The 20,458-nt window shown below is 61.7% G+C and carries 19 protein-coding genes; 11 read left to right on the top strand and 8 right to left on the bottom strand.

The genetic code is table 11. The features are described from left to right. Positions 1-37: 37 nt before the first annotated feature. Entirely contained in the window at positions 38-925 is an 888-nt protein-coding gene (locus AC19YY_RS09800; RefSeq protein ID WP_169952161.1) for a LysR substrate-binding domain-containing protein, read from the bottom strand. Between the two features lie 150 nt (positions 926-1,075). On the opposite strand from AC19YY_RS09800, the gene amaB reads away from it, so the two are divergent. The 9 genes from amaB (at position 1,076) to AC19YY_RS09755 (ending at position 12,168) form a co-directional block, all read left to right on the top strand. Beyond that, the gene (amaB, locus tag AC19YY_RS09795) at positions 1,076-2,566 is read left to right on the top strand and encodes an L-piperidine-6-carboxylate dehydrogenase (protein ID WP_432754965.1); all 1,491 of its coding nucleotides are present in this window, start codon (positions 1,076-1,078) and stop codon (positions 2,564-2,566) included. Positions 2,567-2,718: 152 nt separating this feature from the next. Beyond that, complete coding sequence (gene amaA / locus AC19YY_RS09790; RefSeq protein WP_169952156.1) at positions 2,719-4,002, top strand: L-pipecolate oxidase; 1,284 nt, start codon at positions 2,719-2,721, stop codon at positions 4,000-4,002. A 389-nt stretch (positions 4,003-4,391) separates the two neighbouring features. After that, positions 4,392-5,528, top strand: coding sequence for a branched-chain amino acid ABC transporter substrate-binding protein (locus tag AC19YY_RS09785; RefSeq protein ID WP_104911477.1), 1,137 nt, complete (start codon positions 4,392-4,394; stop codon positions 5,526-5,528). Positions 5,529-5,750: 222 nt separating this feature from the next. Beyond that, positions 5,751-6,665, top strand: coding sequence for an ABC transporter permease subunit (locus AC19YY_RS09780; RefSeq protein WP_029300506.1), 915 nt, complete (start codon positions 5,751-5,753; stop codon positions 6,663-6,665). A 2-nt stretch (positions 6,666-6,667) separates the two neighbouring features. Next, the gene (gene livM, locus AC19YY_RS09775) at positions 6,668-7,945 is read left to right on the top strand and encodes a high-affinity branched-chain amino acid ABC transporter permease LivM (protein WP_169952152.1); all 1,278 of its coding nucleotides are present in this window, start codon (positions 6,668-6,670) and stop codon (positions 7,943-7,945) included. Further along, positions 7,942-8,817, top strand: a complete 876-nt coding sequence (locus AC19YY_RS09770) for an ABC transporter ATP-binding protein (RefSeq protein WP_029300504.1) — start codon at positions 7,942-7,944, stop codon at positions 8,815-8,817. The genes livM and AC19YY_RS09770 overlap by 4 nt, the downstream gene beginning before the upstream one ends. Beyond that, a complete protein-coding gene (locus tag AC19YY_RS09765) occupies positions 8,814-9,530 on the top strand; it encodes an ABC transporter ATP-binding protein (RefSeq protein WP_029300502.1) in 717 nt (238 codons plus the stop codon). Before AC19YY_RS09770 ends, AC19YY_RS09765 begins: the two co-directional genes overlap by 4 nt. A gap of 803 nt (positions 9,531-10,333) precedes the next feature. After that, positions 10,334-11,098 (top strand): SDR family oxidoreductase, encoded by a 765-nt coding sequence (locus AC19YY_RS09760; RefSeq protein WP_169952150.1) that lies wholly within the window; start codon positions 10,334-10,336, stop codon positions 11,096-11,098. Between the two features lie 164 nt (positions 11,099-11,262). Beyond that, on the top strand, positions 11,263-12,168 hold the full coding sequence (locus AC19YY_RS09755; protein WP_169952148.1) for a cation diffusion facilitator family transporter: 906 nt from the start codon (positions 11,263-11,265) through the stop codon (positions 12,166-12,168). A gap of 111 nt (positions 12,169-12,279) precedes the next feature. Here the strand turns inward: AC19YY_RS09755 and AC19YY_RS09750 are convergent, their stop codons facing one another. From AC19YY_RS09750 to ureE, 5 genes are all read right to left on the bottom strand, one after another. After that, a complete protein-coding gene (locus AC19YY_RS09750) occupies positions 12,280-13,401 on the bottom strand; it encodes an AGE family epimerase/isomerase (RefSeq protein ID WP_500604119.1) in 1,122 nt (373 codons plus the stop codon). 184 nt (positions 13,402-13,585) lie between these two features. Continuing rightward, the gene (locus tag AC19YY_RS09745; protein ID WP_500604118.1) at positions 13,586-14,158 is read right to left on the bottom strand and encodes a HupE/UreJ family protein; all 573 of its coding nucleotides are present in this window, start codon (positions 14,156-14,158) and stop codon (positions 13,586-13,588) included. A gap of 22 nt (positions 14,159-14,180) precedes the next feature. Continuing rightward, positions 14,181-14,795 carry an urease accessory protein UreG gene (gene ureG, locus AC19YY_RS09740; protein WP_003217431.1) on the bottom strand — a complete coding sequence of 205 codons (615 nt, stop codon included), beginning with the start codon at positions 14,793-14,795 and terminating at the stop codon, positions 14,181-14,183. A 9-nt stretch (positions 14,796-14,804) separates the two neighbouring features. Then, entirely contained in the window at positions 14,805-15,479 is a 675-nt protein-coding gene (locus tag AC19YY_RS09735; protein ID WP_169952142.1) for an urease accessory UreF family protein, read from the bottom strand. Continuing rightward, positions 15,476-15,976, bottom strand: coding sequence for an urease accessory protein UreE (gene ureE / locus AC19YY_RS09730; protein WP_500604117.1), 501 nt, complete (start codon positions 15,974-15,976; stop codon positions 15,476-15,478). Before ureE ends, AC19YY_RS09735 begins: the two co-directional genes overlap by 4 nt. 309 nt (positions 15,977-16,285) lie before the next feature. Between ureE and AC19YY_RS09725 the strand changes: the two genes are divergently transcribed. After that, the gene (locus AC19YY_RS09725) at positions 16,286-16,804 is read left to right on the top strand and encodes a C40 family peptidase (RefSeq protein WP_500604116.1); all 519 of its coding nucleotides are present in this window, start codon (positions 16,286-16,288) and stop codon (positions 16,802-16,804) included. Between the two features lie 5 nt (positions 16,805-16,809). Here AC19YY_RS09725 and AC19YY_RS09720 read toward each other — a convergent pair whose 3' ends face one another. Beyond that, positions 16,810-17,442 (bottom strand): TetR family transcriptional regulator, encoded by a 633-nt coding sequence (locus AC19YY_RS09720; RefSeq protein WP_076961541.1) that lies wholly within the window; start codon positions 17,440-17,442, stop codon positions 16,810-16,812. A gap of 152 nt (positions 17,443-17,594) precedes the next feature. Further along, on the bottom strand, positions 17,595-17,933 hold the full coding sequence (locus tag AC19YY_RS09715; protein WP_170058617.1) for a hypothetical protein: 339 nt from the start codon (positions 17,931-17,933) through the stop codon (positions 17,595-17,597). 368 nt (positions 17,934-18,301) lie between these two features. On the opposite strand from AC19YY_RS09715, the gene AC19YY_RS09710 reads away from it, so the two are divergent. Next, positions 18,302-20,371 (top strand): AsmA family protein, encoded by a 2,070-nt coding sequence (locus tag AC19YY_RS09710; protein WP_500604115.1) that lies wholly within the window; start codon positions 18,302-18,304, stop codon positions 20,369-20,371. The last annotated feature ends 87 nt before the right edge of the window (positions 20,372-20,458 follow it).

Below are 20,458 nucleotides of genomic sequence, written 5' to 3'. Positions count from 1 at the left end.
ATGGTTTGCTATCCCGCTCTAGCCGCAGACACTTTGCTCACTTCTGCTCCATCATCCACTTCACAAAATCCCGCACCTTGGGCACCTCCGCCGAATGCTCCGGGTACGCCAGGTAGTACGCGTCCTGGCTGGGCAGTGCGTGCTGCCAGGGGATCACCAACTTGCCGTCTGCCAGCTCTTCTTCCACTAGAAAACGCGGCAGGAGCGCCACGCCACAGCCCACCTGGGCGGCGCGGATGCACATATAGAAGGTGTCAAAGCGCGGCCCGTGGTAGCTGTGTTCGGTCTGGTAGCCGAGGCTGGCGAACCAGTCGTGCCAGCCCTGGGGGCGTGAGGCGTTTTGCAGCAGCACCAGTTCGCTCAGTTGCGTCGGGTCGCGCAAGGGCAGGGCCGGCAGGCTCTCGGGGGCGCACACCGGCACCAGTTCCTCGCTGAACAGCTTGAGGCTCTCGGTGCCGGGCCTTGCGCCTGCGCCGAAGTAGAAGGCCAGGTCGGCCTTGCCTTGCAGCAACTCGTCTGGCGTCTGTTCGTTGCACAGGTCCAGGTGGATCTGCGGGTGGCGCAGGCGCCAGCCCTTGAGACGTGGCACCAGCCAGCGCGCGCCAAAGGTGTAGGGCGTGGACACCCGTAGTACTTCGGTCTCGCCGCCGTAGGAGCGCAGGTAGTGGGTCGACATCTCCACCTGGCTCAGGATCTTGCGCACTTCCACCAGGTACAGGTCGCCCGCCGGGGTCATCTGCAAGCGCCGACGCACCCGGCGAAACAGCAGGTGCTGCAGCAACTCTTCCAATTGCGCGACCTGCTTGCTGACGGCGCTCTGCGTGAGGTTCAGCTCCTCGGCGGCACGGGTGAAACTCAGGTGGCGGGTCACGGCCTCGAAGCATTGCAGCGCGGTGATCGAGGGCAAATGTCTTTTATTGAGCACGGCATGCCTCTTTTTGTTTTGCATGAATAAACGGAATGATATCTCGCCTAATCGTCGTTTGTTGGCAAGTCCTGGGCCAGCTACAAATAAGGCCTGGATCGTCGTGCGGGCTGCGGCGCATTTTTTGTTGATGGATTGAAGGAGTGACCCATGGTTGCCGCATTGCTTGATCGTCTGGGGGTAGACCCGGCGTTGTACCAGGCGGGGAAACAGCCCGTGCATTCCCCTATCGATGGCAGCCGCATTGCCAGTGTGCACTGGGAAGGCGCCGCCGAGGTCGAGCAGCAGGTCAGTCGTGCCGAGCATGCATTCGACGCCTGGCGCAAGGTGCCGGCGCCCCGTCGCGGTGAACTGGTGCGCCAGTTCGGCGACCTTTTGCGTGAGTACAAGGCCGACCTGGGCGAGTTGGTGTCGTGGGAAGCCGGCAAGATCACCCAGGAAGGCCTGGGGGAAGTGCAGGAAATGATCGATATCTGCGACTTCGCCGTGGGCCTGTCGCGCCAGTTGTATGGCCTGACCATCGCCTCCGAGCGCCCTGGCCACCATATGCGTGAAACCTGGCACCCGCTGGGCGTGGTGGGCGTGATCAGCGCCTTCAACTTCCCGGTCGCAGTGTGGGCGTGGAATACCGCGCTGGCGCTGGTGTGCGGCAACGCGGTGATCTGGAAACCCTCGGAAAAGACCCCGCTCACCGCACTGGCCTGCCAGGCCTTGTTCGAGCGGGTGGCGAAAAACTTCAGCGATGCACCACCGTACCTCAGCCAGGTGGTCATTGGCGGGCGCGATGCCGGCGCCGCCCTGGTGGACGACCCGCGCGTGGCGCTGATCAGCGCTACTGGCAGCACGCGCATGGGCCGCGAAGTGGCGCCCAAGGTTGCCGCGCGGTTTGCCCGCAGCATTCTGGAGTTGGGCGGCAATAACGCGATGATCCTCGGCCCCAGCGCCGACCTGGACATGGCCGTGCGCGCCATCCTGTTCAGCGCGGTCGGTACCGCAGGCCAGCGCTGCACCAGCCTGCGCCGGCTGATCGCCCACGAGTCGGTCAAGGATGAAATCGTCACGCGCCTCAAGGCCGCGTATTCCAAGGTGCGCATCGGCCATCCTCTGGAAGGCAATCTGGTCGGCCCGCTGATCGACAAGCACAGCTTTGAAAACATGCAGGACGCCCTGGAGCAGGCCCTGAGCGAAGGCGGCAAGGTGTTTGGCGGCAAGCGTCAGTTGCAGGACCAGTTCCCCAACGCTTACTACGTGGCGCCGGCCATCGTCGAAATGCCTGAGCAGAGCGATGTGGTGTGCAGCGAAACTTTCGCGCCGATTCTCTATGTAGTGAGCTACAAGGACTTCACCGAGGCGCTGCGTTTGAACAACGCTGTGCCGCAGGGCCTGTCGTCGTGCATCTTTACGACCGATGTGCGCGAGGCCGAGCAGTTCATGTCGGCGGTGGGCAGTGATTGCGGGATCGCCAACGTCAATATCGGGCCGAGTGGCGCGGAGATCGGTGGCGCGTTTGGCGGCGAGAAAGAAACCGGTGGCGGGCGTGAATCGGGTTCGGATGCCTGGCGCGGATACATGCGCCGGCAGACCAACACCGTGAACTATTCGCTGGAGCTGCCGTTGGCCCAGGGCATTACCTTCGACTGAGCCTCCAGCCGAAATGCGGTCAATGTGGGAGCTGGGTTGCCGGCGATAGCGGTATTGAATTCACCATCGTCATCGCTGGCAAGCCAGCTCCCACATTCGATTGGGTTCGCAATTCAGAATAAGAGTTGTTTGTTAGATCCCGGAGTCTGGCAATGCCATTACGCGAAGCGTGTTTGTGGGAACAACTGACCCCTGGCCGGCCGGATCGCATCGCCCTCAAGGGCGAGGTCAAGGTGGATGTGTGTGTGATCGGCGCCGGTATCACCGGTTTGTCGGCGGCCATCCACCTGCTGGAGCAAGGTAAAAGTGTCTGCGTGCTGGAGGCCCATCGCACCGGCCATGGTGGTTCGGGGCGCAACGTGGGGCTGGTCAACGCCGGGATGTGGATCCCTCCGGATGAGATCGAGGCTGGTTTCGGCACGGCGGTGGGCAGCCAGCTCAACCGAATGCTTGGCGCAGCGCCGTCCCTGGTGTTCAGCCTGATCGACAAGTACAGGATTGATTGCCAGCTGCGCCGCGAGGGCACGTTGCACATGGCGCACAACGCCCGTGGCGAAGCCGACCTGCGCAGCCGCGAGCAACAATGGAAGCGCCGTGGCGCGCCCGTGGAGCTGCTGACCGGTGCTGCGTGCGAGCAGGCCACCGGCACCCAAAAGATCGCCGCCGCCTTGCTCGACCGGCGTGCCGGCACCTTGAACCCGATGGCCTACACCAGTGGCCTGGCCAATGCCGCAGTGGGCCTGGGTGGGCAGTTGTTCGATCATTCACCGGTGACCCAACTGGAGCGCCAGGGCCAATCCTGGTCTGTGCAAACGGCCCAGGGTGCGGTGCAAGCTGCACAAGTGGTGATCGCCTCCAATGCCTACACCGAAGGCGAGTGGACCGAGTTGCGGCGCAATTTTTTCCCCGGTTACTACTATCAGGTGGCCTCGGTGCCCCTGAGCGGTGATGCTGCGCAGCAAATCCTGCCGGGCGGCCAGGGTTCCTGGGATACCCGCCAGGTGCTGAGCAGCATCCGCCGCGATGCCGATGGGCGGTTGTTGCTGGGCAGCCTGGGCAATGGCAACCAGAAACCCACCTGGTTTCTCAAGGCCTGGGCCGACCGCGTGCAGCAGCACTATTTCCCATTTCTCAAGGCGGTGGACTGGGAATACACCTGGACCGGCTGCATCGCTTTCACCCCAGACCATCTGATGCGTCTTTTCGAGCCGGCGCCCGGTTTGGTGGCAGTCACTGGTTACAACGGGCGTGGGGTGACCACTGGCAGCGTGGTGGGCAAGGCATTTGCCGATTATTTGTGCCACCAGGACCCCAAGGCCCTGCCGATTCCGTTTGCGCCGATGCAGCCGCTGGCCGGCGTGGGCCTGCGCAGTTGCCTGTACGAGGCCGGATTCTCGCTGTACCACGCGGGCCAATGCCTGCGAATTGTCATCTGATCAGCGAAATACCCTTCAAAAGCCGGCATTTTCTTAGCCGGCTACTAATCTGTATTGGTGCGAGTCGTAGCAGTGACGCACTGTAAATGTGCACTTCCGTTACGCGCATGGTTACAGATGCTCGAAGGGGCGCTTGATGGCTGGCTGACATCAGTCCAATGGGCGGGTTTCACTCTTTCGGGCCAGTGGTTGCACCTCTGCGTTCCAGAGGGTTGCACGTCCCGCCAAAAAGGCACCGAAACGCCTGTAATAACAATGACACCGTGTCTTTTTGAAATATAAAAACGCAATGGCACGCCGCTTGCTCTCAGCTTTCCAGTGAAGGTTTCAAGTGAAAGTTTGAAGTGAAATTGCAGTGCCCATTCAACAAAAAACTCGGAGCACCACTCATGTCCCAGACGTTTTACAAGAAAGGTTTCCTGGCCCTCGCGGTAGCTGCCGCGCTGGGCGTTTCTACGTTTGTTCAAGCTGATGTGAAGATTGGCGTGGCGGGGCCGATGACCGGTGCCAACGCTGCCTTCGGTGAGCAGTACATGAAAGGTGCCCAGGCGGCGGCCGATGTGATCAACAAGGCGGGCGGGATCAACGGCGAGCAGATCAAGCTGGTGGCCGGTGACGACGCGTGCGAACCCAAGCAGGCCGTAGCCGTGGCCAACCGCCTGGCCGACCAGGACAAAGTGATCGGCGTGGTCGGGCACTTCTGCTCGTCGAACACCATTCCAGCCTCCGAGGTGTACGACGAAGCGGGCATCATCGCAATCACTCCTGGCTCCACCAACCCCCAAGTGACCGAGCGTGGCCTGGGCGCCATGTTCCGCATGTGCGGGCGGGATGACCAGCAGGGCATCGTGGCCGGCGACTACATCGTCGACGTGCTCAAGGGCAAGAAAGTCGCGGTCATCAACGACAAGGACACCTACGGCAAAGGCCTGGCCGATGCCACCGCAGCCCAACTGACCAAGCGCGGCGTCAAGCCGGTGCTCGAAGAAGGCCTGACCCGTGGCGAGAAAGACTTCAGCGCCCTGGTGACCAAGATCCGTTCGCTGGGCGCCGATGTCGTGTACTTCGGCGGCCTGCACCCGGAAGCCGGCCCACTGGTGCGCCAGATCCGTGAAGCGGGCCTCAAAGACGTCAAGTTCATGTCCGACGATGGTGTGGTGACCGACGAACTGGTGGCGACCGCCGGTGGTGCGCAATACGTCGATGGCGTCTACATGACCTTCGGCGCCGACCCGCGCCTGCTGCCAGACAGCAAGGCCGTGGTGGAAGAGTTCCGCAAAAATGGCACCGAGCCTGAAGGCTACACCCTGTACGCCTACGCCTCGATCCAGGCCCTGGCGGCCGGCTTCAACGGCGCCAAGTCCAACAAGGGCGAAGACGCGGCCAAGTGGCTCAAGGCCAACCCGGTGCAAACCGTGATGGGCAAGAAGGAATGGGATACCAAGGGTGACCTGAAGGTCTCCGACTACGTGGTGTACCAGTGGGACAAGGACGGCAAGTACCACCAGTTGGAAAAGCAGAAGTAATCAACCAGCCACCACCGACCCCTTGTGGGAGCCGGGCTTGCCCGCGATGACGGACTGACAGCCAGCACCTGTGTTGAATGTGAGACCGCTATCGCCGGCAAGCCAGCTCCCACACTGGATCGCAGTTGCCCGGGCCATTGCGTCCGGCACCAGATCTGTTTTTTCCTCCAGAAGGGCCGCACGCCCAAGGGTGTGCAGGTTCTCACCGCGTGAGATTGCGTTATGGATGGTATTTTCCTGCAGCAACTGGTCAACGGCCTGACCCTCGGGTCGGTCTATGGCCTGATCGCCATCGGCTACACAATGGTCTATGGCATCATTGGCATGATCAACTTCGCCCATGGCGAGGTTTATATGATTTCCGCTTACCTCGCGGCGATCAGTCTGGCACTGCTGGCTTATTTCGGCCTCGAATCCTTCCCGCTGCTCATTCTCGGCACCCTGATATTCACCGTCGTCGTCACCGGCGTCTATGGTTGGGTCATCGAGCGTGTCGCCTACAAACCGTTGCGCAACTCCACTCGCCTGGCCCCGCTGATCAGCGCCATCGGGATCTCGCTGATCCTGCAGAACTACGCGCAGATCGCCCAGGGCGCCAAGCAACAAGGCATTCCCACCCTGCTGGCCGGCGCCTGGCGCGTCGATATCGGCACCGGGTTCGTACAGTTGACCTACACCAAGGTCTTCATCCTGGTCGCGGCCTTTGCCGGCATGGCGCTGCTGACCTACATCATCAAGTACACCAAGCTCGGCCGCATGTGCCGCGCGACCCAGCAAGACCGCAAGATGGCCTCGATCCTGGGGATCAACACCGACCGCGTGATCTCCTACGTGTTTGTCATCGGTGCCGCCATGGCGGCCCTGGCCGGTGTGCTGATCACCCTGAACTACGGCACGTTCGACTTCTATGCCGGCTTTATCATCGGCATCAAGGCATTTACCGCAGCGGTACTCGGCGGCATCGGCTCCCTGCCTGGGGCGATGCTTGGCGGGATTATCCTGGGGATTTCCGAGTCGCTGTTCTCGGGGTTGATCAACTCTGACTACAAAGATGTGTTCAGTTTCTCCCTGCTGGTGGTGATTCTGATTTTCCGTCCCCAGGGCCTGCTTGGTCGCCCGCTCGTGGCGAAGGTGTAAACATGTCTGCTGCCAAATCTATCGATATCAAGAAAAGTGTGGTCGATGCGGTCCTCGCCGGGCTGATTTCCCTGATCGTATTCGGCCCTATCGTCGGCGTGGTCCTGGACGGCTACAGCTTCAACCTGGAACCGGCCCGCGTCGGCTTGCTGGTGGCGATCGTCATGGCCGGGCGCCTGCTCATGAGCCTGTTCCTGCAAACCCCCAAGGGCTTGAAGATTCTCCAGGGTTTTGAAAGCTCGGGCTCTGGCGTGCATGTGCTGGCGCCGGACTACAAGTCGCGGCTGCGCTGGATCATCCCGGCGCTGATCGTGATCGCCATTGTCTTTCCGTTTTTCGCCAACAAATACCTGCTGACCGTGGTGATCCTCGGGCTGATCTACGTGTTGCTGGGTCTGGGCCTGAACATCGTGGTCGGCCTGGCCGGGCTGCTTGACCTGGGTTACGTGGCGTTCTACGCCATCGGCGCCTACGGCCTGGCCCTGGGTTACCAATACCTCGGGCTGGGGTTCTGGACGGTACTGCCGCTGGCGGCCATCGCTGCTGCGCTGGCGGGGTGCATCCTCGGGTTCCCGGTGTTGCGAATGCACGGTGACTACCTGGCCATCGTGACCCTGGGTTTTGGTGAAATCATCCGCCTGGTGCTCAATAACTGGCTGTCGTTTACCGGCGGGCCAAACGGTATGCCGGTGCCATCGCCGACGTTCCTCGGCCTGGAGTTCGGCCGGCGTGCCAAGGAGGGCGGGGTGCCGTTCCATGAGTTCTTCGGCATCGCCTACAACCCCAACGTGAAGTTCCTGTTCATCTACATCGTGCTGTTTCTGGTGGTGCTGCTGGTGCTGTACATCAAGCATCGCCTGACCCGCATGCCAGTGGGCCGCGCCTGGGAAGCCTTGCGCGAGGATGAAATCGCTTGCCGTTCCATGGGCCTGAACCACGTCCTGGTCAAGCTCTCGGCCTTCACCATCGGCGCTTCGACGGCCGGCCTGGCCGGGGTGTTCTTTGCCAGTTACCAGGGCTTCGTCAACCCGTCTTCGTTCACCTTCTTCGAGTCGGCGCTGATTCTCGCCATCGTGGTACTGGGTGGCATGGGCTCGACGGTGGGCGTGGTCATTGCCGCGTTCGTGCTGACCGTGGCGCCTGAACTGCTGCGCAGCTTCTCCGAGTACCGGGTGTTGCTGTTTGGCGTGTTGATGGTGGTGATGATGATCTGGCGGCCACGGGGCCTGATCCGGATCAGCCGTACCGGTGTGACACCACGCAAGGGGGTAGCGCCATGAGCAAGGAAGTTGTCCTCAACGTGGAACACCTGATGATGCACTTCGGTGGCATCAAGGCCTTGAGCGATGTGAGCCTCAAGGTCGAACGCAACTCGATCTTCGCCCTGATCGGCCCCAACGGCGCCGGCAAGACCACAGTGTTCAACTGCCTGACCGGCTTTTATACGGCCAGCGGCGGCAAGATCGAACTCAACATCCGCGGCAAGCAGACCAACGTGATCCAGTTGCTCGGCGAGCGCTTCAAGCCTACCGACTTCGTGTCGCCCAAGAGCTTTTTCAGTCGGGTGTACTACAAGATGTTCGGCGGCACCCACCTGGTGAACCGCGCAGGCCTGGCCCGTACCTTCCAGAACATTCGCCTGTTCAAGGAAATGTCGGTGGTGGAAAACCTGCTGGTGGCCCAGCACATGTGGGTCAACCGCAACATGCTGGCGGGCATTCTCAACACCAAGGGCTACCGCAAGGCAGAAAGCGACGCACTGGACCACGCCTTTTACTGGCTGGAAGTGGTGGATTTGGTGGACTGCGCCAACCGCCTGGCTGGCGAGCTGTCCTACGGCCAGCAGCGCCGCCTGGAAATCGCCCGTGCCATGTGCACCCGGCCGCAGATCATCTGCCTGGACGAACCGGCAGCTGGCCTCAACCCCCAGGAAACCGAAGCCCTCAGTGCGATGATTCGCCTGCTGCGCGACGAACACGACCTCACAGTGGTACTGATCGAGCACGACATGGGCATGGTGATGAGTATTTCCGACCACATCGTGGTGCTGGACCACGGCAACGTCATTGCCGAGGGCGGGCCGGAAGCGATCCGTAACGACCCGAAAGTGATCGCGGCCTACCTGGGCGCCGATGAGGAGGAGCTGGTATGACGACGCCTATCCTCGAAATGAAGGACCTGGACGTGTTCTATGGCCCGATCCAGGCCCTGAAGAAAGTCTCGCTGCACATCGACGAGGGCGAAACCGTGAGCCTGATCGGCTCCAACGGCGCGGGCAAGTCCACGCTGCTGATGTCGATCTTCGGCCAGCCGCGTGCCGAGTCCGGGCAGATCCTCTACCAGGGCGTGGACATTACCCACAAGTCGTCCCACTACATCGCCTCCAACGGCATCGCCCAGTCCCCGGAAGGGCGGCGGGTGTTCCCCGACATGACTGTCGAGGAAAACCTGCTGATGGGCACCATCCCCATTGGCGACAAGCACGCCAGCGAGGATATGCAGCGCATGTTCGAGCTGTTTCCACGGCTCAAGGAGCGGCGTAACCAGCGGGCCATGACCATGTCCGGTGGCGAGCAGCAAATGCTCGCCATTGCCCGGGCGTTGATGAGCCGGCCCAAGCTGTTGCTGCTCGATGAACCGAGCCTGGGCCTGGCACCGATTGTGGTGAAGCAGATCTTTGCCACCTTGCGCGAACTGGCGGCCACCGGGATGACCATCTTCCTGGTGGAGCAGAACGCCAACCACGCGCTGCGCCTGTCTGACCGGGCGTATGTGATGGTCAACGGCGAAATCCGTTTGACTGGCAGTGGCAAGGAGCTACTGGTGAACGAGGAAGTGCGCAACGCCTACCTCGGCGGGCACTAACCCGCCATCACCCTAGGCGCCGGCTTGTGTGGGAGCTGGCTTGCCTGCGATGCAGACACCTCGGTATTTCAGGTACACCGAGGTGATGCCATCGCGGGCAAGCCCGGCTCCCACATAAAGCCGGCGCCTACATTTTTCGGTAGTCCGCAGGCCTTCCGGCAAATTGTGGAAAACAAATCCACACACCTCCCAAAGCGCGACATATAGCCGCCGCAAATCCCTGTTTTGTCACACAAATGACTTGTCCCCATCCACTGTGGAACCGGCTGTGGGTAACATGGGAGTAGCTGGCTGTACGCCTTTATCTACGGGGCTTACAGCGCGGTGGCTGTTTTTTGATCAGGGGCTTTTTCGGGAGGTGCCGCAGGTTTTGTCAACCTGTTCATAGACACAGGTATATGACCGGAACATGACCTGCAAGCCTGTGGATAAGTCTGTGGTTAAACTCTGGAAAGACGTGTGCAGGGGCCGGATTTACTGGCCTGGAGCCATGCCTCCTGGCGCGTCCTCCCCCATGGGCCTACATATGGGCCGCCCAAGGTCAAGCAAAAAACTTTTTGAATCGCCCTGAAAGCCTTGTACACAGCGGCCTGGAGGGTTTTGCACTTGCCCCCAAAGACTGTGGGCGCAGCTGTGGATAACCTGCGCGCACATGGCTGCGCGCCACGTTTTATAAGGCTTTGCCTGTGGTGGTTAAAAATTGACCAGGTGTGCTTCAAGTTGTGTGCATAGCGGTTGCCGCGACGGCGGCGTAAGGGCATTCTGCTGGCTGATTTTTTCTCGATGCCCGCAAGGAGAACACCATGTCTGACACGCTGTTTATTACTGGCGCAACCTCAGGTTTCGGCGAAGCCTGTGCCCGTCGCTTTGCCGAGGCTGGCTGGAAACTGGTGCTCACCGGTCGACGTGCCGAGCGCTTGAATGCCCTGGTCGAAGAGCTTTCCAAGCAAACCGAGGTGCATGGCCTGGTAGTGGACGTGCGTGACCGCAAGGGCATGGAAGAGGCGATTGCCAACCTGCCGGCGTCGTTCAGCAAGCTACGCGGGCTGATCAACAACGCGGGCCTGGCCGTGGGCACCGACCCGGCGCCCAAGTGCAGCCTCGACGATTGGGAGACCATGGTCGACACCAATATCAAGGGCCTGCTGACCACCACCAGCCTGTTGCTGCCGCGCCTGATCGCCCATGGCCGTGGCGCCGGGATCGTCAACCTGGGCTCCATCGCCGGCAACTACCCGTACCCGGGCAGCCACGTGTATGGCGGCTCCAAGGCGTTCGTCAAACAGTTCTCCCTGAACCTGCGCTGCGACCTGCAAGGCACCGGCGTGCGCGTGACCAACATCGAGCCGGGCCTGTGCGAGAGCGAGTTCTCCCTGGTGCGCTTTGGCGGTGACCAGGCGCGTTACGACGCCACCTACGCCGGCGCCGAGCCGATCCAGCCGCAGGACATTGCCGACACCATCTTCTGGGTGATGAACACCCCGGCGCACGTGAACATCAACCGCCTGGAGCTGATGCCGGTAAGCCAGACCTGGGCTGGGTTTGCGATTGAGCGTGGGGCCAAGTAAGGCTTGAGACCGCGTCGCCTGTTTCGTGAGCAAGTCGAATCGCTGCACCGCCGATTCGACTTGCTCGCGAAGGCGGCAAATCGGCCAAAAGGCGGCATAAGGTACACTCCACTCCTGAAAACCCCACCGCACCCAGCGGTTTAAAGGTTTTGACAGGAGGATATGTGAGTAACCGAGGTGAGCAGGCACTGCTCAAACAATCGACCATCCTGATGTTCGCCGTGGCGATCGCCGGGATTGTCACGGGTGTGATATCAGGCGCCCAATCCATTTTATTCGACGGCTTTTTCTCGCTGATCGCGACCTTTATCAAGGTGTTGATGCTGATCACGGCCAAGCTGATCGCCAAGAAAAGCAACGACCGCTTCCAGTTCGGCTACTGGCACCTGGAACCGATGGTGTTGCTGATCGAAGGCAGTTTCCTGCTGTTGATCGCCATCTACGCGTTTCTCAACGGGGTGTTCGGCATTATCAATGGCGGGCGCGAGATCGAGTTGGGGCTGGTGATCATCTACGCTGCGGTGTTTACCGTGGTCGAGTTCGCCTACTTCTTCTATGTGCGGCACCGCAACCGCAAGCTGCAGTCGTCGCTGATCCAGTTCGACAACATCAGTTGGCTGGTAGACGCCATGCTCTCCGTGGGCCTGCTGGTGAGCTTCCTGGCCGCGCTGCTGCTCAAATCCCAGGGCTATGGCGAGTGGGCGGTGTACGTCGACCCCTTGATCCTGATCCTGCTGGCCCTGAGCATGCTGGCGCCGGCCTTGAAGATCTTGCGCCCGGCCTTGCGCGATGTGCTGGGGATTGCTCCCGACCAGTTGGACGACAAAGTGCGCGAAGTGATGGACGCGGCCCAGGCCCGGCATGGTTTCGACGACTACGTGTCCTACGTGCAGAAGCACGGGCGGGCGCGGTTTATCGAGATTCATGTGGTGCTGCCGGCGGACTACCCGGTGGATAAGGTCGCGACGCTCGACGGGCTGCGCGAAGAGATATCCACAGGGCTGGGCGCGCCGGACAAGGCGCGGTGGTTGACGATCAGCTTTACTGGGGACCGCAAGTGGATTGCTTGATTGGCCGTTAGACCGAGGTGAGGCTATCGCAGGCAAGCCAGCTCCCACATTGTTGATGGGTGAACCCCTTCAAGTGTGGGAGCTGGCTTGCCTGCGATGGGGCCAGAAAGATCAGCCGAGAAACTCGCTCAACCCCTGATAGCAGGTCGCCAAATGGTAAGGCGTAGTCGACGGCATATCCCGCCGGCTCACCTCACCCTTGGCATCCAGGCACTCATTCCAGCCCTTGGCATGTAAAAAATGCTGCTGCAACGCCAGCAACTGGCGCTCCAGCACTGCCGCGCTGCCCGGGCGCAAGGTCAGTGCGCGCAGGTACTCGGCCTGGGCCCAGATGCGCTGGGTGGCGTCACGCACGCTGCCGTCCAGCGCCAACATGCCGCTGACCGCGCCACTGAGGTTATCCACACCGGTTTGCTCGGCATAGGCGAATGCCCGGCTCAGCGAGGCATGCAGCGCAGTGCCGCGCAGCAGGGGCGAGGACTCCAGCAGGAAGAACCATTCAAACTGATGCCCCGGCTCGAACCAGTTATCCACAGCTCCCAGGGGCTTTTCCATCATTACGCCATGCTGGCGCTCGATAAAGCGTTGCTGCATGGCCGTCGCCAGTGCCAGCAGGGCCTGTTGCACCGCCGCATCTTCACGCACTGCGAGGGTGGCGAGGAAGCCCTCGGCCAGGTGCATCAGCGGGTTCTGCAGCGGGCCGGACTTGAGGGACGACCAGTTACGCTCCAGGACCGCTTCATACAGGCCGTCGCCCGTGGCAAAGCGCTCGGCGACCACTTCCAGGGCGGCATTGAGCACCGACTCCACCAACGGCTCGCGAACCTTGGCCCAGTAATGGGCGCAAGCGAAGATGATAAACGCGTGGGTATACAGGTCTTTGCGCTTGTCCAGCGGCTGGCCGTGGGGGTCGATGCTGTAGAACCAGCCGCCGTGCTCGGCGTCATGAAAGTGCCTTTGCAGCGAGCGAAACAGCGTCGCGGCGCGTTCTTCGGCAAAGTCCTTGCCCGGCGCGCCGATCAGGCTGGCAAACACATACAACTGTCGGGCACAGGCCATGGCGCGGTAGCGTTGCGGGGGCAACGGGCGGTGATCGGCATCCAGCGCCTCATAGGGCAGCGCCAACTCGGCATTCCAGCCCGGACCCTGCCAGAGCGGCACGATCAGGTCGTTGAAGTGCGTGAGCACAGCGTTCAATTGAGGCTTGTTGGCAGAGCTTGGAGCGATGGGCATCGGCTGGCGTCGTCACGGCAGGGGTGTTTGCCGCGCATGGTAGCAGGCTTGGGGGCTGCGGTGGTTTTGCTACCGCTATCGCGAGCAAGCCCGCTCCCACATTCGACCCCATTCCAAAGGTAGAACTCGGTCAAATGTAGGAGCTGGCTTGCCTGCGATGAGTACCTTACAGGCGCCGCCAGACTCAGCCCGCCAGCAACCAAACCCCCGTCGCCGCCGAAGCCGCACCGGCCACCCGCACCAGCGGTGCCGCCGCAGCCGGCAGGAAACGCACCAGCGCATACCCGGCCGCATGCAGCACCGCCGTCGCCCCGACGAACCCGGCCGCATACGCCCAAGGGCTGGTCATGTCCGGCAGCTCCAGGCCATGGGCCACGCCATGGAACAGGGCAAACACGGCTGTTGCGGCCACGGCCACCGCCACCGGCGGGCGGATCGCCAAGGCCACCGCCAGGCCCAGGGCCAGCACCGACGCGGCAATCCCGCTCTCCAGGGCCGGCAAGGCCAACCCTTCAAAACCCAGCAAGCCACCGATCAGCATGGTGCCGACAAACGTACACGGCAGCGCCCACCGCGCCGCGCCTTGTTGCTGTGCCGCCCACAGGCCGACGGCCAGCATCGCCAGCAAATGGTCCAGCCCGCCGAGGGGATGGCTGATACCGGCCACCAGGCCATTGTCGCCGTGGCCCGGATGGGCCAGGGCCAGGGCCGGGGCCAGTAGCAGTGCGGCGGCGGCAAACAGTTTGTTGATGCTCATAAACAGCTCCTTGGTAAGGGGATCAGGCTGCGGTCAGCAGGCCCTGGCGTTCGATAAAGGCGACGATTTCTTCCAGGCCGACCCCGGTTTTCTGGTTGCTGAAGACAAATGGCTTGCCGCCGCGCATGCGCTGGGTGTCGCTGTTCATCAGTTCCAGCGAAGCGCCGACCAGCGGCGCCAGGTCAATCTTGTTGATCACCAGCAGGTCCGACTTGCAGATCCCCGGCCCGCCCTTGCGTGGCAGCTTGTCGCCGGCCGACACATCGATCACATAGATGGTCAGGTCCGACAGTTCTGGGCTGAAGGTGGCCGATAGGTTGTCACCGCCCGACTCCACCAGGATCAGGTCGAGGCCGGGAAAACGCCGGTTCAGTTGATCCACCGCTTCGAGGTTGATCGACGCATCTTCGCGAATCGCCGTGTGCGGGCAGCCGCCGGTTTCTACGCCGATGATGCGCTCGGGCGCCAGGGCCTGGTTGCGTACCAGAAAGTCCGCGTCTTCGCGGGTGTAGATGTCGTTGGTGACCACCGCCAGGTTGTAGCGATCACGCAGGGCCAGGCACAGCGCCAGGGTCAGGGCGGTCTTGCCGGAGCCAACGGGGCCGCCGATACCGACGCGCAAAGGTTGTGTGTTCATGGGGTTCTCCTAGGAACGGAACAGGCGGCTGTACTGGCGCTCGTGGGCCATGCATGCCAGGGACAGGCCGAACGCGGCGCTGCCAAAGTGATGGGGATCGCGCTGGCTGGCGTCCTGCTGGGCTTGTTGCAGCAACGGCAGCAGTTCGCTGGTCAGGCGTTGGGCGGCCTGTTGGCCCAGGGGCAGGGTCTTCATCAGCACGGCCAACTGGTTTTCCAGCCAGCTCCACAGCCAGGCGGCCAGGGCATCGTCGGGGCTGATCGCCCAGGCTCGTGCGGCAAGTGCCCAGCCCAGGGCCAGATGGGGTTCGTGAGTGGTGTCGAGAAAGCGCCGCGCCGCGTCATCCAGTTCCGGCAGGCCGTTGAGCAGTTGTTGCAGGGAGTAGCCCATTTGCCGGCTCTCCTGGAACAGCTCGCGGGTTTCGCGGCTGGCGCGGTGTTCTTCACACAGTTGGCGCAGGCCCACCCAGTCCTGGGCAGCTGCCGCCTGGCAATGGGCAAGCAACAGCGGCGCTTCGAAGCGCGCGAGGTTGAGCAACAGTTGGTCGCTGATCCAGCGTCGGGCGCTGTCGGCATCGCTGACACGGGCATTGTCCACGGCCATTTCCAGGCCTTGGGAATAGCTGTAGCCGCCAATCGGCAATTGCGGACTGGCCAGACGCAGCAGCGCCCAGGCCGGGTTCACAGGCGCACGCCGAACTGATGCAGTTTGGGCGGGTAGTTGAAGTCTTCGTCACCGTGGCGCGAGTGATGATGGCCGCCACCGTAGGCGCCGTGCTCGGGCTGGAACGGCGCTTCGAGGGTTGCGGCATGGGCCCCCAGTTGCTCCAGCATGGCCTTGAGCACGTAGTCATCGAGCAGGCGCAGCCAGCCGTCCCCCACTTGCAGGGCCACATGCCGGTTGCCCAGGTGATAGGCCGCACGGGTCAGTTCAAAGGCGCTGCTGCAGGTGACGTGCAGCAGTTGTTCAGGGCGTGCGCAGACGCGTACGACACGTCCGTCTTCAGCTTGTAGGAATTCCCCATCGTGGAGTGGCGGCTGGCCGCGCTCCAGAAACAAGCCGACATCTTCACCCTCGGCACTGAAACAGCGCAGGCGGCTTTTGCTGCGGGCTTCGAAGTTCAGCAGCAACTCCGCGGCCCAGGTGGCTTGGGGCGCAATTCGGCGGTGGATGACCAGCATCGGGAAGCTTCCAGCAATGAGCGATAAACAGGCTAGAGCAAGGGGCTTGCCAACCACGCTTAGCGTAGGAAATGGCCGTAGGTTATGGGCATTGCGCCACTAAACGGGGCGGTGGCCGGAGGTTGGAGTGATCTATTTTGGTGCGCCGTAGGGGGCGATGGCACCTGAATTGGGCGATTTGGCCGGGGCTATTTATAGCTAGGGGTGATTTGGGATTTGTCCTACGAGCATCTTGGATTTGCCGTTCATCTTGCTTCGCATCGCTTCACTAGGATTGCACCCCGTGTTTAATCCACTGCGTTGTTTATCATGTTCAAGTCATTTTTGTGTGTAGTGATGGTCGGCCTGTTTGGCGTCACGTCATCGGCTTCGGCCAACCTCAACAAGCGCCACACCTCACTGGCCCCCTTCAGTGCCTCGCTACAGGCCGTGTCGCAGCCGAGCATCGAGAATGTAGTCGACCGCGCCCACCAATTGCTCGGCACCGCCTACAAATGGGGCGGCAGCTCTCAGGACCAGGGGTTCGATTGCAGCGGCTTGCTGGTCTATCTGTTCAAGACCGAGGCCAACATTGTCATCCCGCGCACCACGGCGGCGATGCACCGGTCAACGGCGGCGACGATCAAGCGTGACGCGCTGCAACCGGGCGATGCGGTATTTTTCAGGGCCAATGGGCGCAACCAGGTCAGCCATGTCGGCCTGTATGTGGGCGAGGGCAAGTTCATTCATTCGCCGCGCAAGGGCAAGAGCATCCGCATCGACTCACTGGCCAACAGTTATTGGAAGAAAAACTACACCACCGCCAAGCGTTTCCAGGCGCTGCGCTGACCGGCCTATTCGGTGCTGCCCAGGCCTTGCCAGTGCTTGAGGCCGATAAAGATAAAGCGCAGTTGCTGGGTGATCTTAGCCTGGGGCGTGAGGTGCGCCGGCAAGGCCGCGGCGGGCGGGTCGATAATGTCGGGCAGGGTGGCGAACACGCTCTTGACGATCAGGTCGGCCATCACATGCAAACCGTCGGCATCCAGGTGCTGCAGCTTGGGCATCAGCGTCAGGTCGGCTGCCAGGTCCGAGGTGATATCTTCGCGCAAGGCGCCGATGGCTTGGCGCACGGCCAGGCAACCGCCGTATTGCTCGCGGGCGAGGAACAGGAATTGTGAACGGTTGGCCGCCACTACATCGAGAAAGATCCGTACCGAGGCATCGATGATGCCGCCCATGACGAATTCGTTGTGGCGTACCAGGCGGATGGTGGCACGGAAGGTCTGGCCGACCTCACTGACGAGCACCAGGCCCAATTGGTCCATATCGGCAAAGTGTCGGTAAAAACCGGTGGGCACGATGCCAGCGCTCTTGGCCACTTCGCGCAGGCTCAGGCTGCCAAACCCTCGGCCACCCTCCATCAGATGGCGGGCTGCGTCCATCAAGGCAAGGCGGGTCTGTTGCTTCTGTTCGGCGCGGGGCAGCATTGGCGGGTGAGCTTTGTAGACAAGGACAGCGACGCACTCTAGCAAATCAACTTTGCCTGCGTCGAACTTGTAACGGGACAAAGGTGGCGCAGATCCCACAAAGTCAAAGCCCGATCTCTGGGGATCGGGCTTTTTTCAGGGCCAGCACAGGCTTAGCTCGTAGCTTTATGCATGTCATCCAGACGGTCGGAACCGCCCTCGGCGACGAATTCGCGTTGTTGCAGGCGGTCCGAGCCACCTTCAACCAGGCCTTTTTGTTCCAGGCGATCACGGCCACCTTCGGCGACGAATTCGCGTTTTTGCAGACGGTCCGAGCCACCTTCAACCAGGCCTTTTTGTTCCAGGCGATCGCGACCACCTTCGGCAACGGTCTGACCGATGTGCGTGGCGTCAGCCTTGGCTTGCGGGATGGCTTGTTCGGCAGCTGGCAGGGCAAAAGCGCTGGTGGCCAGGACAGAGAGTGCAACACTGAGCAGTAATTGGCGTTTCATGATGAGTTGCTCCTTGGGAGGGCGATAAAGTGGGTACAGGGCTAATGCTACTCTCGATATCTCGATATAAAAGTTCATAAACACAATGGTAATAATCAACAGAATTGATTGTTCTGCGCCGAGGCTCTAGATCGCGCCTCTCAAGCACGCGCTTTTGCACCGGGGTGGGTATTTTCGACACGGGCGTGGGTAACAACGGTGCGTCGTTGATGAAAGAAGCTGTCGGATTAGTCAGAAAAAGCGCTTTTCAGCGCTAATTGCCATCTGCGGTTAAACCCCCAGGCCATTTGCCAGTCGTAGCCATATAAGCTTTAGTCCTTGCGCGCGTTGCCAGTGGCACGCGCAGTCGTAATCAGGAGCCCTGTGCAATGACGCGCACTCGTAAAATTCTCGCCTGGAGCAGTGCCTGCTTCGTTCTGTTAATCGCCGCTGTGGTACTGATCCTGGTGTTCTTCGATTGGAACCGGATCAAGCCGCAACTCAATGCCAAGGTCTCCGAAGAGCTGCATCGCGCCTTTGCCATCAATGGCAACCTGGCGGTGGTCTGGCAGCGCGAGCCGGACGAGGGCGGTTGGCGCGCCTGGGTGCCGTGGCCCCATGTGGTGGCCGAAGACCTGAGCCTGGGCAACCCCGAGTGGTCGAAACAGCCGCAGATGGTCACCCTCAAGCGCGTTGAACTGCGCATCTCGCCCTTGGCCTTGCTGGCCCAGCGCGTGGTGATCCCGCGCATCGACCTGACCGAGCCGAGTGCCCAATTGCAGCGCCTGGCCGATGGCCGCGCCAACTGGACCTTCACCTTTGATCCCAAGGACCCGAATGCCGAACCGTCCAGCTGGGTGGTGGATATCGGCGCCATCGGCTTCGACAAGGGCCACGTGACCCTCGACGACCAGACCCTCAAGACCCGTCTCGATGTGCTGATCGACCTCCTGGGCAAGCCGATTGCGTTCAGCGAAATCGTCGGTGAGCGCGATGCAAAAAAAACCCTGGAGCAGGGCGCCACACCCCAGGACTATGCGTTTGGCCTCAAGGTCAGCGGCCAGTACCACGGCCAGAAACTCGCCGGCAGCGGCAAGATCGGCGGGCTGCTGGCCCTGCAAGACGCCGCCAAGCCGTTCCCCCTGCAGGCCCAGGCGAAGGTCGGTGATACCAGCATCGCCCTGGCCGGCACCCTGACCGACCCACTGAACCTCGGCGCCCTGGACCTGCGCCTGAAACTGTCTGGCACCAGCCTGGGCAACCTTTACCCACTGACCGGCGTGACCCTGCCGGACTCGCCGGCCTATTCCACCGATGGGCGCCTGATCGCCAAGTTGCATGAGGCGGGCGGTGCGTCGTTCCGCTATGAAAACTTCAACGGCAAGATCGGCAACAGCGACATCCACGGCGACCTGGCCTATGTCGCCAGCCAGCCACGGCCAAAGCTCAGTGGCGCACTGGTGTCCAACCAACTGCTGCTGGCCGACCTGGCGCCGCTGATCGGTGCCGACTCCAACGCCAAGCAAAAGGCCCGTGGCGGTGAAAGCAAGCAACCGGCGACCAAGGTGCTGCCGGTGGAGGAGTTTCGCACCGAGCGCTGGCGCGATATGGACGCCGATGTCGAGTTCACCGGCAAGCGCATTGTCCACAGCGCCGAACTGCCCTTTACCGACCTCTACACGCACCTGGTGCTCAACGACGGCCAACTGAGCCTCGAACCCCTGCGTTTCGGCGTGGCGGGCGGCAAGCTCGATGCACAGATTCGCCTCAATGGCCGCATCACCCCGCTGGAAGGCCGGGCGAAACTGACGGCGCGCAACTTCAAGCTCAAGCAACTGTTCCCCACCTTTGAACCGATGAAGACCAGCTTTGGCGAGCTAAACGGCGATGCGGATATCGCCGGGCGCGGCAACTCGGTGGCGGCTTTGTTGGGCAGTGCCAATGGCGATCTGAAAATGCTCATCAACGACGGTGCCATCAGCCGAGGCCTGATGGAAATCGCCGGGCTGAACGTCGGTAACTATGTGGTCGGCAAGATGTTTGGCGACAAGGAAGTGAAGATCAACTGCGCGGCGGCGGACTTCGGCATCAAGACCGGCCTGGCCACCAGTCGGTTGTTTGTGTTCGACACCGAGAACGCGATCATCTACATCGACGGCACCGCGAACATGGCCAGCGAACAACTGGACCTGACAATCACCCCAGAGTCCAAGGGCTTTCGCCTGTTTTCGCTGCGTTCGCCCTTGTACGTCAACGGACCGTTCATCAAGCCCAATGCCGGGGTCAAGGCAGTGCCGCTATTGCTGCGTGGTGCGGGGATGGTGGCGCTGGGTGTGATCGTTGCACCTGCGGCAGGCCTGCTGGCACTGGTGGCGCCGAGCGGGGATGAGCCCAACCAGTGCGTGCCGCTGTTGCAGCAGATGCGGGAAGGCAAGGCGCCGAAGACGGTGAAAGGCTAAATGTGGGAGCGGGCTTGCTCGCGAATGCGGTGTATCAGTCAACATATCCATCACTGATCTACCGCATTCGCGAGCAAGCCCGCTCCC

The sequence above is a fragment of the Pseudomonas sp. MF09156 genome, assembly GCF_059862305.1.
The sequence above is the reverse complement of the archived record's forward strand: the minus strand, read 5'-3'. Positions and strand labels throughout refer to the sequence as shown.

Coding starts and splice junctions, on each gene's coding strand:
- amaB (WP_432754965.1), top strand. CDS start 1,076: ATGGTTGCCGCATTGCTTGATCGTCTGGGGGTAGACCCGGCGTTGTAC.
- AC19YY_RS09710 (WP_500604115.1), top strand. CDS start 18,302: ATGACGCGCACTCGTAAAATTCTCGCCTGGAGCAGTGCCTGCTTCGTT.
- ureG (WP_003217431.1), bottom strand. CDS start 14,795: ATGAACACACAACCTTTGCGCGTCGGTATCGGCGGCCCCGTTGGCTCC.
- AC19YY_RS09745 (WP_500604118.1), bottom strand. CDS start 14,158: ATGAGCATCAACAAACTGTTTGCCGCCGCCGCACTGCTACTGGCCCCG.
- AC19YY_RS09765 (WP_029300502.1), top strand. CDS start 8,814: ATGACGACGCCTATCCTCGAAATGAAGGACCTGGACGTGTTCTATGGC.
- AC19YY_RS09780 (WP_029300506.1), top strand. CDS start 5,751: ATGGATGGTATTTTCCTGCAGCAACTGGTCAACGGCCTGACCCTCGGG.
- AC19YY_RS09720 (WP_076961541.1), bottom strand. CDS start 17,442: ATGCTGCCCCGCGCCGAACAGAAGCAACAGACCCGCCTTGCCTTGATG.
- AC19YY_RS09750 (WP_500604119.1), bottom strand. CDS start 13,401: ATGCCCATCGCTCCAAGCTCTGCCAACAAGCCTCAATTGAACGCTGTG.
- ureE (WP_500604117.1), bottom strand. CDS start 15,976: ATGCTGGTCATCCACCGCCGAATTGCGCCCCAAGCCACCTGGGCCGCG.
- livM (WP_169952152.1), top strand. CDS start 6,668: ATGTCTGCTGCCAAATCTATCGATATCAAGAAAAGTGTGGTCGATGCG.
- AC19YY_RS09770 (WP_029300504.1), top strand. CDS start 7,942: ATGAGCAAGGAAGTTGTCCTCAACGTGGAACACCTGATGATGCACTTC.
- amaA (WP_169952156.1), top strand. CDS start 2,719: ATGCCATTACGCGAAGCGTGTTTGTGGGAACAACTGACCCCTGGCCGG.
- AC19YY_RS09715 (WP_170058617.1), bottom strand. CDS start 17,933: ATGAAACGCCAATTACTGCTCAGTGTTGCACTCTCTGTCCTGGCCACC.
- AC19YY_RS09725 (WP_500604116.1), top strand. CDS start 16,286: ATGTTCAAGTCATTTTTGTGTGTAGTGATGGTCGGCCTGTTTGGCGTC.
- AC19YY_RS09785 (WP_104911477.1), top strand. CDS start 4,392: ATGTCCCAGACGTTTTACAAGAAAGGTTTCCTGGCCCTCGCGGTAGCT.
- AC19YY_RS09760 (WP_169952150.1), top strand. CDS start 10,334: ATGTCTGACACGCTGTTTATTACTGGCGCAACCTCAGGTTTCGGCGAA.